Genomic DNA, 15,986 nt, shown 5'->3' on the forward strand with positions numbered 1-15,986 from the left:
GCGCGCAGCCGCCGATGACCGCTTTCAGCACACCGCAGGCAGCCCTGGCGGGGCCCGTAGCCACGACGAGTTCGTATGCAGGTCGGGCAGTGAGCCGACGTCCGCTGCGCCAATCATGAATGACCGCGGTGCGCAGGAAGCGGGCTTTGCCAAGTTGCGAAACGTCGGCGGCCAACCAGTTGCACCTGGATCAGAGACGACCTTCATGATTTTCGCGGCGAGGTCAGGATCGGGCCCGTCTTCTGGAACTCCGAGAAGACAGAGAACTTCCTTTGCTCTTCCTGTCTTACAGCTGTATCCAGGGTTGAATTCGATCCCACACAAGCATTAGAGCTACTCATATGGGTCTGCCGAGCTGGATTATAACGTTGAATTGGTCACTCTGGATTACAGTGGTCGGCACCCTTGCATCAATTATCAGTATGATCGTTGCCATCGCTCAGGCTAAAAAAGCGTATGCATCAAGCCAAAATGCGAAGGCAGCGATGGCTACAGTACAATTAGCAGCTGTGGCGGAGCGCTTAAAAACAGCACAAGAACACATCCGAGATGTGTCTCCCGATAAAGTCTCCCTTCGGGGATACAAGTTTGCGCCTAAAATAGACTCGATGCGACAGGAGTTTGATACAGCCCTAAGCGCTTTGCCAAAAGTTGGAGTGGGGAGCCGAGGGCGAGAGCTATTAGTTGCGGCGCAGGGCCATCTTAACAGCTACCATTCCTCCTTACCCGCAGAACCGAACAGTTCGGAGTGGCAAAACCTTCAAATCTTTGTTCAAGATGCTATTTCTGAGCTAAAATCGAAAGCTATCAGAACTGGTGAGCAACAATGACCGAAGCCGAAATCATCGAAGCCATCGAAAAGCTGCGCTACCATGTGAAGCTCCTTGGCGAGTCTATCGACTTCGACAAGCATCCTGTCGAAGCCCTCATACTTGGGAATGATTGGGGCCCAGCTGATATCAGTCAGGCTCATGATATTTTTGAGGACTGGGATAAGCGCCTCGAACAAGGCGGTACGATGAACAGCGGATCGTTTGAGCGTGATTTCGACGAAAAACTTGGAGTAAGCTATCAAGGGTTGAAATTAATTATTTTGGCCTTCTATAAAAACGATCAATGGACCAACGTGTGTGAGGCTTACGTTGATAGTTTTGGAAAAAGCCCGTCAGTGGAACTCAAAATGATCGCGCGGCGGGAGCGTTGATGCCGCAGTCAAATGACGGTGGCGGTGTAACTCTACATTGGTAGCATCATCTGTCAGGATCTTAATTTAATGATGGCTGCTTTCGCGGTAGCTTGACTGAATGCGCTGCGGCAAAAACTTACCGTCACCGGCAACAATTATTGTTTAGAAAAAAGATGCGTAGGGCCGGTTCGCAGTCTCTCCAAGGTGGGCTCTATTTGACGGCAACCCTGTTCCATCAAATCTACTACTCACATGGACCGAGGAGAAGGTCTGGTTCCCTCGCCGCGAGCATGAGATCCGGCTGATGCAGCGCCAAGGACGCGTGCTGTGGAAGGCTGAGGACCGGCCGTTCGCGGCGTGCGTTTCGAGTGGCAGGTCCGGGCCGTCAATCCCACCCTCTGCGAATGTCAGTGCGGTTGCACACTGGGCAATGCACGGCGTTGGTCGGTCGACTTTCGCGGCGGGCCTCCCGGCGCTCGTCTTCGTCAAGCACCTCTGTTTCGAAGCGGTGGCCGCAGTTTTTGCAACGGAAACGGATGCGCTCAGTCATAGGTGATGCCCGCGTTGCCGATAAACTCGTTCCAGAGCGCCTCCGCCGCTTGCTCTGGCGTCAGCCGCTTATCGGCGTTGCCGAAGATGTTCATTGTCTGGATCAGGAACTGCTCGTAGTCGTCCGACGAGATATTAAACCCGCCGTTCGCGGTATTGTCACCAGCGTTTTCGTTGAACGAATAGTAGACGTCACCCAGGGAAACGTGCGAGTTGCGGCAATGTACTGTGATGTGGGCCGTCCCGTTCCGCTTCCCGGCGTTCACGACCGTCGCTCCGAAGGAGGTCGCTCCTCTATCTGCGAAGCGGCCACGCAATCCGTCAATTGAGTCAATCTCCTCGGTCGCGCGTTGGAAGTAATCCTTGATGATGGCGAACGCAGCATCGCGGAAGTCGCCTCGGTCGATCTCGTCAAACTCCCGTTTCGCACGATAGCGTGCCGTCGCTGGTCGCGGGGCTACTGGTTCAGGCGAGGCCTTACCTATGGGCGCAGGTGCGTTTTCCGCTTCGATGATCCGGCGCAATTCCTGCACCACATTAAGGTAGGCCGTATTCGGGTTGGCCCATCCGCTGATCGCTTTTCCGTCAGTGGGCACCGCCTTGAGCAGGCGCAATTCACCCATTGCCTTCCAGTCGCACTCCTCCACGATGATAGGCACCACGCGGGCACTCCCGGCTGCATGGCGTTCAAGCGCCCGTTTCATTTCGCGCTCTACACAGTAATCAGACGCGATGAAGTCTGGGCTGATCATGAGCAGGAATAGGTTGGCTGCTTCCATTTCCCGTTCGATCTCGGCGTCGAGTTCGCTGCCAGCCAAGATGTCGCGGTCATACCACGTTTCAATTTGTCCATCCCTTGTAAGGTTCTTGAGATGTACGTGCAGCCGGTCAAGCGCGGCTTTGTCATGGTGGGAATAGGAAATGAATGCCCGCATTAGCTTACCTCGAAAATGTTGCTCGTTTGTTCGCATTGTAGTCATGTCTCTGATAAGCCGCAACAGCTGCAAGTGTTTGTTCGTGCCGTCAAAGCGTCGTTCGAATTTCACATCTTGTAGGTGGGGCGCCAACGGCTGCTTTGGAGTAGCGGCAACGTACTGTTCCCAGTCTGCCAATGTCCGGAATGGGCCGTTTATACCAGCGCATCTCTTCGTCATGGCCCCAATTCTGCGTCGTATCCGAGGTCGGTTGTGAGCCCTTTCTACCATTCGATTGACGCGCGATCGTGCCGACGATATGAAGTATTTCATGGAAATCACTACGATCATCGCAATGACTTGGTGGCTGGCCTCCTGACAAGGTGGCCGGATGACCAAACGTATTCCGAGGCCGCCGCATGGGCGGCCTTTTGTTTTCCAAGCTTCCCGATGCGCGGCCTCTCGTTTCATGAGAAGACGCAAATGAACAGACAGACCATTCTGACAGGCGACCGCACCACGGGGCCGCTTCACATCGGGCACTACGCAGGCTCACTTGCAAACCGACTGCGCTACCAGGACAGCCATGAACAATTCCTTCTGCTGGCCGATAATCAGGCCCTGACCGACAACGCACATGATCCAGAGAAAGTGTGGCGCAGCGTGATCGAGGTCGCGCTGGATTATCTGGCCGTCGGCATTGATCCCGGTCGAACGGTCATCTGCCTTCAATCGCATCTTCCGGCGCTGGCCGAGCTGTCGATGCTCTACCTGAACTTTGTCACGGTCGCGCGGCTTGAACGGAACCCGACGATCAAGGATGAAATCCGCGCGCGCGGGTTCGGACGCGATATTCCCGCCGGATTTCTCTGTTATCCGGCGGCACAGGCGGCGGACATCACCGCCTTCAAGGCGACTGTCGTTCCGGTCGGCGAGGATCAGGCCCCGCTGATCGAGCAAACGAACGAGATCGTGCGTCGCATCAACGCAACGGCAGGTCGCGCCGTGTTACCCGAGGCTCGGGCGATCATCCCCAGGGCGGGCCGGTTGCCCGGTATCGACGGTAAGGCCAAGATGTCGAAATCCGGTGGCAACGCCATTGCGCTGTCTGCGTCGTCCGAGGAGATCCGAAATGCTGTCAGGGCGATGTTCACCGATCCGAACCACCTGCGTGTCGAAGACCCGGGCTGCATCGAGGGCAATGTCGTCTTTACTTATCTCGACGCCTTCGATCAGGACCAGGACGGGCTTGCCGAACTCAAGACACAGTATCAGCGCGGCGGGCTTGGCGATAGCAAGATCAAGGCGCGTCTGGAAGGCATTCTCCAGGACCTTCTTTCCCCAATTCGTGAGCGCAGGGCGCAGCTCTCCGAAAACCGGGGATACGTTCTTGAGGTAATCAAAGAGGGCACGGAACGGGCGCGTGAGCGCACCGAGGCGACAAAGCGTGAGGTGGTGAATGCCTTGGGTTTGTTCCAGATGTAAGTGAGCGGCGTCGGACGATCCGGATCAAGGTCCGTTTCGTCCGGCACTGTTTGAGTTCGCATGTCGTACGATCTCGCGGGAGCAGCGAATGTCCCCTCTGACGGGTCGCACCACAGCGCCCGGTTACTGTGGCGAGTGACCGCAATGGGCCGTCTGCACTTTGACGGGGCAGAAGGCCATATGGCCAGCATCCAGCAGGCGAGGGGCATCCAGTTTGCGATGAACAGGCAGTAGTGCGCTAAACAGGCAAGGGATGGATCACGGCGTGTGGGCGGCCTGCCTCCGCCCAAAGGAAAGCCAGCGTGATCGGTGGGCGGAAAAGCCGTGGGTCGGCTGCTCCGGGGGCAGCCAGCGGGGGGAGCCGTTGTCGTCAATGCTGTTCGTGCAAATGCTCCGAGATCACGACGGCCCACCCCTCAGCTTCCGGATCGGCCAGTTATCCTTTGCGGTCGTGAATCGTGTGAACGTGCAGCCCCTGGATCGCGAGGTTCACCGTTTCGGATAGCAGAGACGGCGGGAACCCTGAGTAATCAAATGGCGCGCGATGAACTGAAGGACGTTCGACCACATTCTGCGGTGACTACTTTTTGACGATTGCAAAGAGAAGTGAGCGAATTTTGACAGCGGTGACCCATTTTTACGGGCGGTTCTTCCGTGCCGGACGGCAGCTGCCCCACCGCGCCGGCGGACAGGCCGAGAAATCACATGATCCGAATGTTGAGGGCTGGAAAGCAGTTTTTTCCTCGCCCACATGTTCCAGACCTCGGAAAGAGCCATCAAAACAGAGACGAGTTTTTTGGGTGTTTCGACATCACCGAATTGTTGGAACCGTAAGGTGCAATATGTTATCATCGCTCATAGTTCCGTAAGTGATTGAAATATGAGGGAAAAATGATCTGCGTATCGCGCAGCCCGCGCGGTCGATGGCAAGGGGTTTTGAAGCCACGAAATTGGCAGGATGACCCTGGCCCCAAGAACTGACCAGGTAAACTTGTCAAATCAAAGGGGCCAGATCCTATTCGAGAGTGACCTTCACCCAAACTCTTATTTAGCGCTTCTACCGCAGCATCAGGTTCGTCTTCCCGGTGCTCCCGGGCCGCGGCCCCAATCGCAGGTTGTTGATGGAGGAGATCAGCACCGAGTTTGGGCTTCATCTCCTCTGAGCCCTTCGCCCGTGAGTATCGGAGATGACGCCGATGCGCTCTCCGCGAGGTGGCAGGCAGAGGGTCCGCCCCGGGAAAGTTGCTGTCTGACATCGCCAATTGTCCTGGATGCAGTTCATTATTTGTTCGTATGTCTGACAAGACGGCCGAATGCGAACGGCTGCATCAAGCCGAGAGGACACTGGCTCCAATCTCTCATGCCTTCGTCCGGGAGTTGTGATGCGGCTGGCGGTCTTCGATACCGAGTTCGATATCCGTAGAGATGCGGCCCTTCGCCTTCGCGAAAGCATCTTTGAACGCATCTTCGCTATCGATCTGCTTGTCCGAGATAAGTAGTGCCAGATGACCCCCGCACGCATCAACGTAGCGCTCGATCGACTCGAGGCTCGGCACCGGCCCGGACAGGGCTTCCAGCCTTGCAATCATCGATTGCGTCATTCCGGCTGCCGCAGCCACTTCGTCCTGTGTCAGTCCCCGCGCATCGCGCAGAGCGCGTAGCCTCACAGCGATCCCGCGCTTACGGACGTTCTTGGCTTGGTGCTCCGCGAGCTCCGGGCGCGCACGGCAAAGCTCGCTTCGAAGGGACGGGCATTTCTCAGTCATGACGAGGACCTCCAGCATGGAAACCCAGTATAGCACATTTGCTATGCTCTTCAGAGAGGCATTTCACTGACTCGCACCAACGGATTTGGCCAAATCCACTTCATCCTGAAGCGTCTGCATCGCATGGAGTTCTCTTTGCTGGGCTGCCTCGAAGCAGCGAAATCTTCGCTGGATTCAGTCGACGATTCTTTTCTCTGACCGAATCACGTCCGCTTCCTTCACCGAACGCGCTTTTCCTCGAATAGCCCTATAGGACTAATTCTTTTTGTCAGGAATTTGGCGGCCCGAAACGAAAATTCGCTCAAATCCCTGTGTCGGCCCCGGCATGCAAGAAAAGAATCAATTAAAAACAGTGCCTTGAAAGATTCTTGATCTCGAGCCGGCCTATCAGTTTTTCGATGCCACCGGGTCGCCCCACTCTTCTCGCAGGAAATTAAGACCCAAGAAAAGGTCCAAGGGATGCAGCTCGAAAACATCACTGACAATGATCCCGCTCGCACGATCTACAAGCGTGGCTTGCAAAAGAAGGTGAACCGTCAAGCCTCTCGCAAGGCGACGGGTATCGTCGACACTGAGAGCCTCGGTGAATCCATCTTACTTGTGGCAGCAGAGGTCGACCCGAGGGTTCGCCGGATCGTCCCCCAACCGGTCACCTTTGACCTGAATACTGGCGAAGCTTACCCGACGAAGGCCGCACTGACAGAAGCACTTCACGGGACGCGCTATAAGCCCTGGGTCTACACACCAGACTTCCTGTTCGAGCTTGTGAGCGGCCGAAGCGTTTTCGTCGAAGGGAAGCACAGCCGGTGGCTTCGCAGCAATCCCGAGTTCGGCCGCGTGCCCGTGGCCATGGAAGAACTCGGCCATCGGCTGGTTGTGGTGCCAGAGACAATATTCACCCGGGCGCATCACCGTAATCTCCGAACTCTCCGAGCACTTCCGGACCGGCAGCTGGATACTGCAAGGCGTGCGTGGATCAAAGCGCAGTTCCCATGCAGCTTGTCGTTTGGCCATGCGCAACGGGCTTTCGGTGTGACGCGTTCGGAGGTCTATGCAGCACTTTTCGAAGGGCTCCTCGCAACGGACCTTTCGCTCGCTCCCTTCGCTGATCGGACGACGTTCGTCCGCGTCAATGGCGCTGTAGCACACCTTGAGGTTCTGCCGCTATGAACCAGCTACAAGCATATGACGGCCGTCATCTCCGGAACGGCGAGACCCTCTACCGGGTGATTGGGCGCGTCCAGGGGAAGCCGGCCGTGGTCCTTGATCTGAACGGGTCGCAAACCTCTATTCCTCTTGAGGATTTTCATCGGCAGATTGCACTCGGAAATGTGTCAGAGGGCCAAGAGCCGGTGTTCTGTGACCGGATTATGACCGACGAGGAGACGTCGGAAGCAGCTTACCGCAAGCGCATCCTTGAATTGGTTGACCGCTACCAAGAATTGGGCCTCACGTGGAATGAGATAAGGAGCGCAATCGGCATCGAGTTACAGAAAGATTCGCGTTTCGCTTCGCGTGCTTCAAAGCTCCCTGCTGTCCGCACGATCCAGAAGTATCGGACAGAATACTGTGCGATGGGCAGGCTTGCCTTGGTAGATAAGCGAGATCAGTCCGGAAATTACACGGTCCGCTACGACGATATCTTTCTCGAGGTCGTCCTTGATCTTCTTGAGGAATCATATCTCGCATCGGATCGCATGACGATGACGGACCTGGTTCGGCAAGCGCAGATCAAGTATCTGAAGCGTTTCTCTGAAGATCGGCCAGACGAAGAGCCTGGAAACCGCGGTCGAAAGGCTGTGGAATCGATACTTGAAAGCTACATTCCTCATTCTGACGTCATCAAAAAGCGCCGCGGAAAAAGGGCTGCGCGAAAGGCCCTGCTCCAGGCTGGCAGCTTTCAGAAAATTGATCACGCCTACGATCGGCTTGAGGTCGATTCCACGCAGGCCGATATTTTCGTGATCTACGATGGCAAGCTGATCAGGCCATGGGTTACGCTGGTGGTAGATGCGGCGACCGGTTTCATCGTCGGACTTGTGGTTTCTCTGGAGAACCCCACCGGGCTGACCACCGCAACCACGCTCTACGAGGCCATGACAGGCAATGATGAAGCATTTTTTGATCGCTTCGGCATCACGAACCGGGTGCTTGTGGCAGGCCATCCCTTGACCGTTGTGGCGGACCAAGGCTCCGAGAACTCGGGCAGCATTATCAATCGCCTTCTATCGATGACCGCCATCGAGCTGCAAAAGAACATTCCAGGACATCCCGAGAAGAAACCGTTCGTCGAACGCGCCATGTCGACCCTCAAGACGTTCGTGACGAAGCTCGACGGCGCCACGCAAACCCGGGAAATGTCTACCAAGGATCGCTATGAGCGGGCAAAGGCGGAGGCATGCTGGACCTTCGACGAGTTCGTTCAGAAGGTTCAAGTCTGGCGTTACGACGTATATGGTGGCCTGCCGCGCCGACGTGTGCAATCGCCGCTGAAGCGCCGCGAAAGCCCGATCGAAAGCTGGCAGCGCCTGTCAGCGGAAGCCTACGTTCCCGAGCCGCCCAGTAAACAACATCTTGCGCAGCTGTTCTTCCACCACGTGGAGAAGAGAACCGTCCACAATTACGGAATCGAAGTGGGATACGTTCAGTATTCCGCTTGGGAGCTGCGGGAGCTGAAGAAAAATACGAAGGGCAAACTGGAGGTCGAGGTCCGCATCAATCCGGCCGACATCCGAGAGGTAATCGTGTCTCATCCAAAATCTGGCGAGGCATTTTACGTTCCATGCAAAGACCCCGACATGCCCGCGATTTCCGTCGCGGAACGGGACCGTATCCTTGCCCTCAATCGGCGTGATCCAGACGATTATCTTCCTGCATCTGAGGTCCTCGCGGCCCTGGTGGCGGGTAAGCACCACAAGCCATCTAAGGCAACGACCAAGGCGCGCAAAGACCGCCATGCGGTTCAGCGTAAGCGTCGCGATGCCGAGATCACCGAGCGCAGTAGCGGCTCGAGCGGCCCAGTGCCTCGATACGATGCTTCCCGCCCCATGATGCCGGTGTGTGCTCCAAAGCGGCGCAATCGGATTTCCGCACGAGGATGATAAATCATGAATGATATTTCACTAAGGGATCTACGGATCTCACATGCCCGATACGACGTGGCGCTGAACCAGATGCTTGAGGCAATCGAGCTGGCCGGCTCGGATGGCACATGTATCCCGTTTCTTGGCCCGAGCCGCGACGGAAAATCCGACCTCATGTCAGCTGTCAAAAGCCAGGTAGCGAAGGATCGGTCCGGTCCCGGATACATGATCCCAACCCCGGATTTTCTTTCCGGCGTAGTATCGCCCAAACCGAACGATGCGGAGATCTACGCATCGGTCATTCGAACGATGGGGCGGGTCGGAGCGAACCCCAAGCTCTCACTCTTGCAAGACAGGATGTATGATCTACTCGAACAGCGTGACGTTCGGATCGTGGCCCTCGATGAGTGTAGCCACTGCGCCGAGCCAGGCGCGAACCTCACTCGACGCGCTGCTGCTGATCATTTCAAGACCATTGTCGATCGGTCGGGTGTCATTCTCATCCTGATGGGCCTGCCGAAGTTCCAGCGCTTGATCGACGAGAATGAGCAGTTTGCAGCGCGGTCAATGGCCACGATCGAGCTCCATCCTTACCGCTGGACGAATCCGGACGACCGGGATGATTTTACGACGGTGATCTACAGTATCTTCGATTACCTGGAAGAGCACGGTATCTCACTCGAATTCGATTGGATCGACATGTCTCGGCGCCTGTTCGCGGCGTCGGGAGGGCGTATCGGCATGGTGATCGAACTGCTCGAGGTCGCCGTTCGATCCTCCACGAGGAACAGCGTCTTGGCGTTTTCGGATATGTGCAAGGCGGCCGGCGTGAGGCTTCAGGGGCTCTCTCGTCTTGCGCCGATCTTCGATCCCGATCCTCCGCAGGATGACGTCCTTCTTCGGTCTTACGCGAAGGTCATGAGGGACGCGGGATTGCAGCTACCCGACCCGAATTCATCGCTTGAACTCGACGCCTTCCGGGCCGCGGACGAAGGAGCGCTGGCGGCATGATCCCTGACACAAATGAAAGCCTCCTCGGCTACATCAAACGGCGCTCAGATGCGGAAGGATTCCCTGAGGCAGGCGGCTTCTTGACGATGCTCGGGCAGACCTACGGGCGCGCGACAGTCGAGGAGCCTGAGCGACTGGCTGCGGATCTCGATCTCGACTTGGCCACTCTGGAACAGATCCTGCCTGCCACGCAGCCAGAAGACGCAGCCCTCGATTGGTCGTTCCATCGAATGCACCGCGACCCGGTTTGCCCAGCGTGTATTGCCGCTCAACAACCTCGGCGGAAAGAGTGGCGACACGCCATGGTCACGGCATGTGCCGAGCACGGATGCCAGCTAATTGATGAATGTCCTGGTTGCGGTGACGCTCTAACCTTGCTCGGTGACGGGTATGCGGGCTGCCTGTGCGGCGCTTCCTATGGTGAGGCGAATGCTATGCCGGGCAGCGCTCTCGAGGTCGTATTCGCGCAAATGATAGCGGGGCGCTCGGGTCTCATTGCCGGCATTGACCTCAGCCCTGAAGAGGGTCTGCACACGGCTCGCACCGTGTGGTTTCTTTGCGCGTACATGACACGAGCGCGAACCGGGAAGGAAGGCAAAGCAACTTACCCAAAGACTATTGCAGAGGCACGCGAGCGGCTGGCGCGTGTCGAACCTCTTCTGCTTGATTGGCCGAAGGCATACGACGATTACGTAGTGCAGAGATGGAACGCCCCGGGTGCGGACGGCCTGACGGCCGCTATACGCTTGGGCGCCTGGTATCGCGGTCTTCTCAAGCAGAAAGGCGACCTGGCTGAGGCATTGCTCTCTCGTTGCCTCATCGTCGTCGGCACAGTGTGTGGAGATGCATACAAGACCAATCGACACCAGGATGGCTCGACGTGGGTGAGTGCGGCCCAGGCTGGAGATTTGCTGGGCATTCGGGGCGAGAGGATTGTCGAGGCTGTCCGGGACGGAACGTTGGTGGGCTCCCAAGGAAGATCGGGCACCGGCCACCTTCATACGATCGTCAGGATCGAAGACGTCGAGGTGGTTGGTGAGCTACGAGCACGTTCCGCGACCAAGGAGAGGGTTCGGAACACCCTCGGCGTTTCGAGGAAACAGTTCGAGCTTATGGAGAAGGCGATGTTCTTCGATGAAGGTTGTAGGATGCCGGCACACCCATGCTTAGACGGTGATTTTGACCTCGAATACATCTGTGCTGCGGTGGACCGAGTCCGCCAGGTGAGCCGCGACGAAAATGCCGGACCCGGCGGGTTGGTGGCGTTTCGAAAGATCAACCTGCGTAGGACGACAGATCGGACCGCAATCCTGAAGATCTATCGTCTCATCGCTGACCAAGAGCTGCGAGCGGCGAAGTTCGGTGAAGATGATAGCCTCGGGGACGCTCTCTTCAGCGCGGCGGAGATCGACCGTGTCTTGCAAGAACACGGCGGCACACGGTCATGGACGGCCGGAGATGTTGCGAGATTCTCGGGATGGAAACCCGAATGCGTCACCGGATGGTGCGAGCAGGGCTTGCTTCAAGCGACCAGAGGGAAGCGAGGTTCGTTCGACGTCTGGCAGATTACCGAGGAGGGACTCTCGCGATTCCATTGTGAATTCCAGGTGGTCTCTGACCTGGCGAAGGAAGCCAAAACAACCTCACGAAAGATACTCGCTTCCTTCGCTGATCGCGGAATTTCCTCAGTAGGGTCGCAGCCGGTAGGGACATCATCCCGCGGACATCTGATACGGACCGGTGACATCGCACGGATGATTGCGTCTCCACCAACCTGACCGACACGCCTGCTCGCGCACTATATCTAAGCCGCCAAGGAATGCCTTGGCGGCTTTCGGCGTTTCTGAACGCTGGACTGCCGCCCTGAATCGGCGTATCAAAATGTCAGTCGGTTGCCGACGCTGAGCGGCACATGTGATGCGCAATATTGTCGGCAAAACGCGCAAATCTTTGGGCGAATAGTGCGCAAACTATTGGGCCTGAACCGACGATTTCCTTCAATGATTTAGGGCAGGGTGCGCACGGTTACGCGGTGTCCTACATCAGGTGTAGGATCGCGTGCAGCCGTGCGCGATCCCCATAACTTTGCGCGATTGGCCCAAAGGTTTGCGCATAAGCGCTGCTGCGAGGACTTCACCTGCCACGTCGCGGCAGGCGTTTTTCTGGCCCCGGTACCTGCGGCCGAATGGCATCTCAATTGTGATGATCAAATTCAGTACGCCTTCACATGCCAAGCGGCACGAGGCTGGCTGGCGGCACTTCCCAAACAATTCCCGAGACATAGGCGTGTCCCAAATAGGATTGCGATGTTCGCGGTTGGAAGCGCTCTGGAAATATTGATATCGTTAATTTCGATTGTTTGAATGTTTGGTTTTGCCAAATCTACCGCCCGGGAAATGATTCAGATCAAAGTGCAGTACGGCCGTCCTGCGCATTCTCCTGCCAGCGACGCGGCACTGTTCAGAAAACCGGAATCAGATGCGGCCTTTTCCGGCCGGCTTGCTGCGCTACATTTGTACGAGCCAAGGAGGACAAAAAATGTCCGAACAGCCAAGCAAAGCCGAAGAGCGGAACACCTTCCTGTTCCTTGCCGTGGTTCTGGCGCCGGTACTGGCGGTGGGACTGGTCGGCGGATACGGCCTGGTCATCTGGATCTCCCAGATCTTCCTGGGACCGCCGGCCGGGTAAGAGGCCAGGCCAATGCCAGCACATGCCAGCACAGCCCCCTCGCGGCGCGCCTTCCTGACCGGGAAAGTGGCCCGCCCGGATCCGGAATTCCGTCCGCCCTGGACGGATGAGGCCCGGGTGCAGGCGCAGTGCACCGGCTGCAATGCCTGCGTGGATAGCTGCCCGGAGAACATCATCGAATTCGACAGCCGCAGCCGCCCGCGGATCAGTTTCCACGGCGGCGAATGCACATTTTGCGGCGCCTGTGCCGAAGCCTGCCCGCAAGCGGTGTTCGATCTGGCACAGCCAGCGCCCTGGCCGGTGACGGTGGAGATCACCAGCAGTTGCCTGAATGCCGCCGGAATCGCCTGCCAGCTGTGCACCGACATTTGCGACCCTCGTGCCCTTCGGATGGACCTGTCGGTCCGCCCGGTCGGCGCCATTCAGGTGGATCCCGGCGCCTGCACCGGCTGCGGTGCCTGCCTGTCCACCTGTCCCAACAATGCCATCGCACTCTGCGATCCCCGCCAGCAAAGGACGCCCGCGTGACAGAAGAGATCCATATTTCCAGCCTGCTGGTGCGCAGCAACCCTGTACACATGGAGGCCGTCCTTGCCGACATCAAATCCATGGCAGGCGCCGAGATTTCGCAAGCCGACCCCTCGGGCAAGATCGTCGTCCTGTTCGAGGCCGAAAGCGACCGGGTCATCGGCGATGCCTTGGCCAGAATTCAGCTTCTCGACGGTGTCGCCAGCGCGGCGCTTGTCTTTCATCAAACCTGCGATGCGCAGGATCTCGCTATTGAAGAAGGAGTCCCCCAATGACCGGACTTACCCGCCGCGACGCCATCAAGGCGCAGGCAGCCGCAGCTGCGGCACTTGCCGCCGGCCTGCCGATCCCTGCGGCAGCACAGAACCTTGTCACCGACGCCAATGTGACCGAGCTGAAATGGTCCAAGGCGGCCTGCCGTTTCTGCGGTACCGGCTGTTCGATCATGGTCGCCACCAAGGCCGGCCGCGTGGTTGCCACCCATGGCGACACCCAGGCCGAGGTGAACCGCGGGTTGAACTGCGTCAAGGGCTACTTCCTCTCGAAGATCATGTATGGCGCCGACCGTCTGACCCAGCCGCTGCTGCGCAAGACCAATGGCGAATATGACAAAGAAGGCGAATTCACCCCGGTTTCCTGGGATGAAGCCTTTGATATCATGGCCGAGAAGTGGAAGAAGACCCTGGCCGAAAAAGGCCCCGAGGGCATTGGCATGTTCGGCTCCGGCCAGTGGACAGTCTGGGAGGGCTATGCCGCGTCCAAGCTGATGAAGGCGGGCTTTCGCTCCAACAACATCGACCCCAACGCGCGCCATTGCATGGCCAGCGCTGTGGGCGGTTTCATGCGCACCTTCGGCATCGACGAGCCGATGGGCTGCTATGACGACTTCGAGAACGCCGACGCCTTTGTGCTGTGGGGCTCGAACATGGCCGAGATGCACCCGATCCTGTGGACCCGCATCACCGACCGCCGGTTCAGCCATCCGCATGTGAAGGTGGCGGTTCTGTCGACCTTTACCCACCGCAGCTTCGACCTGGCCGACATCCCGGCGGTGTTCACCCCGCAGACCGACATGGTGATCCTGAACTACATCGCCAACTACATCATCCAGAATGATGCGGTGCATAAGGACTTTGTCGGCAAACACGTGAACTTCCGCCGTGGCAATCAGGACATCGGCTATGGCCTGCGCCCTGAACACCCGCTGGAGCAGGCCGCCGAGAACAACGACAAGGCAGGCGGCTCCGAGCCGATGAGCTTTGAGGAGTTCGCCGAATTCGTCTCCGAATACACGCTTGAAAAAGCTGAGGAAATGTCCGGTGTTCCGGCCGAGACTCTGGAGAAGATCGCCAAGCTTTATGCGGATCCCGACACCAAGGTCATGTCGCTGTGGACCATGGGCGTTAACCAGCACACCCGCGGTGTCTGGACCAATAACCTGCTTTACAACATCCACCTGCTGACCGGCAAAATCTCCACCCCCGGCAACTCGCCGTTCTCGCTGACCGGCCAGCCGTCGGCCTGCGGCACTGCGCGCGAAGTGGGGACTTTCTCGCACCGCCTGCCTGCGGATCTGGTGGTGAAGAACCCCGAACACCGCGCCTTTGCTGAAAAAATCTGGAATCTGCCTGAAGGCACCGTGCCCGGCTGGGTCGGCTCCCACGCGGTGAAACAGAACCGCGACCTGAAGGACGGCAAGATCAACTGCTACTGGGTGCAGGTGAACAACAACATGCAGGCCGCCCCCAACATGATGGAGGAAGGGCTGCCGGGCTACCGCAACCCCGACAACTTTATCGTGGTGTCGGATGCCTATCCGACGGTGACCGCAGAGGCCGCCGATCTGATCCTGCCCGCCGCGATGTGGGTGGAGAAAGAAGGTGCCTATGGCAACGCCGAGCGCCGCACTCAGTTCTGGTACCAGCTGGTCAATGCACCGGGTGAATCCAGGTCCGACCTGTGGCAGCTGGCCGAGTTCTCCAAACGCTTCACCACCGATGAGGTCTGGCCGGCCGAGCTGCTGGACGCCAACCCGGAGTATAAAGGCAAGACCCTGTTCGACGTGCTGTTTGCCAACGGCAAGGTTGACCAGTTTGAACTGACCGAGAAAGCCAAAGAGTACGGCAACCACGAATCCGAAGACTTTGGTTTCTATCTCCAAAAGGGTCTGTTCGAGGAATATGCAGAGTTCGGCCGCGGCCACGGCCACGATCTGGCACCTTTTGACCGCTACCACGAGGAACGCGGGCTGCGCTGGCCAGTGGTCGACGGCAAGGAAACCCGCTGGCGCTTCAAGGAAGGCTCAGACCCCTATGTGACCCCGGGCTCGGACTACGAGTTCTATGGCAAGCCCGACGGCAAAGCGGTGATCTTTGCGCTGCCCTACGAGCCGCCGGCGGAAAGCCCGGACGCGGAATACCCGATATGGCTGGCCACTGGCCGCGTGCTGGAACATTGGCACTCCGGCTCGATGACCCAGCGGGTGCCAGAGCTGTATCAGGCCGTCCCCGACGCGCTGTGCTACATGCACCCGGACGATGCCAAGGCCCAGGGGTTCCGGCGCGGCACCGAAGTGCGGATCATCTCGCGGCGCGGTGAAATCCGCACCCGGGTTGAAACCCGCGGCCGCAATAAGCCGCCCAAAGGTCTGGTGTTTGTGCCCTGGTTCGATGCGCGCCGGCTGATCAACAAGGTCACGCTGGATGCCACCGATCCGATCTCGAAACAGACGGACTACAAGAAATGCGCAGTCCGTATCGAAGCAGTGTGAGGCCCG

The 15,986-nt window shown here is 58.0% G+C and carries 13 protein-coding genes; 11 read left to right on the plus strand and 2 right to left on the minus strand.

From position 1 onward, the window contains the following. Positions 1-341: 341 nt before the first annotated feature. On the plus strand, positions 342-830 hold the full coding sequence (locus L1069_RS09270) for a hypothetical protein (protein ID WP_237455460.1): 489 nt from the start codon (positions 342-344) through the stop codon (positions 828-830). Continuing rightward, positions 827-1,204, plus strand: coding sequence for a YhaI family protein (locus L1069_RS09275; RefSeq protein WP_237455461.1), 378 nt, complete (start codon positions 827-829; stop codon positions 1,202-1,204). The genes L1069_RS09270 and L1069_RS09275 overlap by 4 nt, the downstream gene beginning before the upstream one ends. Before the next feature lie 524 nt (positions 1,205-1,728). On the opposite strand, the gene L1069_RS09280 is transcribed toward L1069_RS09275, so the two are convergent. Further along, positions 1,729-2,670 carry a toll/interleukin-1 receptor domain-containing protein gene (locus tag L1069_RS09280; protein WP_237455462.1) on the minus strand — a complete coding sequence of 314 codons (942 nt, stop codon included), beginning with the start codon at positions 2,668-2,670 and terminating at the stop codon, positions 1,729-1,731. A 462-nt stretch (positions 2,671-3,132) separates the two neighbouring features. Between L1069_RS09280 and trpS the strand changes: the two genes are divergently transcribed. Continuing rightward, positions 3,133-4,134, plus strand: coding sequence for a tryptophan--tRNA ligase (trpS, locus tag L1069_RS09285; protein ID WP_237455463.1), 1,002 nt, complete (start codon positions 3,133-3,135; stop codon positions 4,132-4,134). 1,358 nt (positions 4,135-5,492) lie between these two features. On the opposite strand, the gene L1069_RS09290 is transcribed toward trpS, so the two are convergent. Next, entirely contained in the window at positions 5,493-5,900 is a 408-nt protein-coding gene (locus tag L1069_RS09290) for a helix-turn-helix transcriptional regulator (RefSeq protein WP_237455464.1), read from the minus strand. A gap of 459 nt (positions 5,901-6,359) precedes the next feature. Here L1069_RS09290 and L1069_RS09295 point away from each other — a divergent pair, with 459 nt between their 5' ends. The 8 genes from L1069_RS09295 (at position 6,360) to napA (ending at position 15,980) form a co-directional block, all read left to right on the plus strand. Next, on the plus strand, positions 6,360-7,070 hold the full coding sequence (locus L1069_RS09295) for a hypothetical protein (protein WP_237455465.1): 711 nt from the start codon (positions 6,360-6,362) through the stop codon (positions 7,068-7,070). Next, complete coding sequence (locus tag L1069_RS09300; RefSeq protein WP_237455466.1) at positions 7,067-9,001, plus strand: Mu transposase C-terminal domain-containing protein; 1,935 nt, start codon at positions 7,067-7,069, stop codon at positions 8,999-9,001. Before L1069_RS09295 ends, L1069_RS09300 begins: the two co-directional genes overlap by 4 nt. A gap of 6 nt (positions 9,002-9,007) precedes the next feature. After that, on the plus strand, positions 9,008-9,994 hold the full coding sequence (locus tag L1069_RS09305) for a TniB family NTP-binding protein (RefSeq protein WP_237455467.1): 987 nt from the start codon (positions 9,008-9,010) through the stop codon (positions 9,992-9,994). Then, on the plus strand, positions 9,991-11,772 hold the full coding sequence (locus L1069_RS09310) for a TniQ family protein (protein ID WP_237455468.1): 1,782 nt from the start codon (positions 9,991-9,993) through the stop codon (positions 11,770-11,772). The genes L1069_RS09305 and L1069_RS09310 overlap by 4 nt, the downstream gene beginning before the upstream one ends. 760 nt (positions 11,773-12,532) lie before the next feature. Continuing rightward, complete coding sequence (gene napE, locus L1069_RS09315; protein WP_237455469.1) at positions 12,533-12,682, plus strand: periplasmic nitrate reductase, NapE protein; 150 nt, start codon at positions 12,533-12,535, stop codon at positions 12,680-12,682. A gap of 12 nt (positions 12,683-12,694) precedes the next feature. Continuing rightward, the gene (locus L1069_RS09320) at positions 12,695-13,210 is read left to right on the plus strand and encodes a ferredoxin-type protein NapF (RefSeq protein ID WP_237455470.1); all 516 of its coding nucleotides are present in this window, start codon (positions 12,695-12,697) and stop codon (positions 13,208-13,210) included. After that, a complete protein-coding gene (locus tag L1069_RS09325) occupies positions 13,207-13,485 on the plus strand; it encodes a chaperone NapD (protein ID WP_129372420.1) in 279 nt (92 codons plus the stop codon). Before L1069_RS09320 ends, L1069_RS09325 begins: the two co-directional genes overlap by 4 nt. Further along, entirely contained in the window at positions 13,482-15,980 is a 2,499-nt protein-coding gene (gene napA / locus L1069_RS09330; protein WP_129372419.1) for a nitrate reductase catalytic subunit NapA, read from the plus strand. Before L1069_RS09325 ends, napA begins: the two co-directional genes overlap by 4 nt. Positions 15,981-15,986: the final 6 nt, after the last annotated feature.

The organism is Leisingera sp. MMG026, assembly GCF_021654205.1.
Lineage (GTDB): Bacteria > Pseudomonadota > Alphaproteobacteria > Rhodobacterales > Rhodobacteraceae > Leisingera.

What these genes read in the sequence shown, in the direction of transcription:
- L1069_RS09310 (WP_237455468.1), top strand. Translation starts at nt 9,991, where the DNA reads ATGATCCCTGACACAAATGAAAGCCTCCTCGGCTACATCAAACGGCGC.
- L1069_RS09280 (WP_237455462.1), bottom strand. Translation starts at nt 2,670, where the DNA reads ATGCGGGCATTCATTTCCTATTCCCACCATGACAAAGCCGCGCTTGAC.
- L1069_RS09295 (WP_237455465.1), top strand. Translation starts at nt 6,360, where the DNA reads ATGCAGCTCGAAAACATCACTGACAATGATCCCGCTCGCACGATCTAC.
- L1069_RS09300 (WP_237455466.1), top strand. Translation starts at nt 7,067, where the DNA reads ATGAACCAGCTACAAGCATATGACGGCCGTCATCTCCGGAACGGCGAG.
- napE (WP_237455469.1), top strand. Translation starts at nt 12,533, where the DNA reads ATGTCCGAACAGCCAAGCAAAGCCGAAGAGCGGAACACCTTCCTGTTC.
- L1069_RS09270 (WP_237455460.1), top strand. Translation starts at nt 342, where the DNA reads ATGGGTCTGCCGAGCTGGATTATAACGTTGAATTGGTCACTCTGGATT.
- L1069_RS09305 (WP_237455467.1), top strand. Translation starts at nt 9,008, where the DNA reads ATGAATGATATTTCACTAAGGGATCTACGGATCTCACATGCCCGATAC.
- napA (WP_129372419.1), top strand. Translation starts at nt 13,482, where the DNA reads ATGACCGGACTTACCCGCCGCGACGCCATCAAGGCGCAGGCAGCCGCA.
- trpS (WP_237455463.1), top strand. Translation starts at nt 3,133, where the DNA reads ATGAACAGACAGACCATTCTGACAGGCGACCGCACCACGGGGCCGCTT.
- L1069_RS09290 (WP_237455464.1), bottom strand. Translation starts at nt 5,900, where the DNA reads ATGACTGAGAAATGCCCGTCCCTTCGAAGCGAGCTTTGCCGTGCGCGC.
- L1069_RS09320 (WP_237455470.1), top strand. Translation starts at nt 12,695, where the DNA reads ATGCCAGCACATGCCAGCACAGCCCCCTCGCGGCGCGCCTTCCTGACC.
- L1069_RS09275 (WP_237455461.1), top strand. Translation starts at nt 827, where the DNA reads ATGACCGAAGCCGAAATCATCGAAGCCATCGAAAAGCTGCGCTACCAT.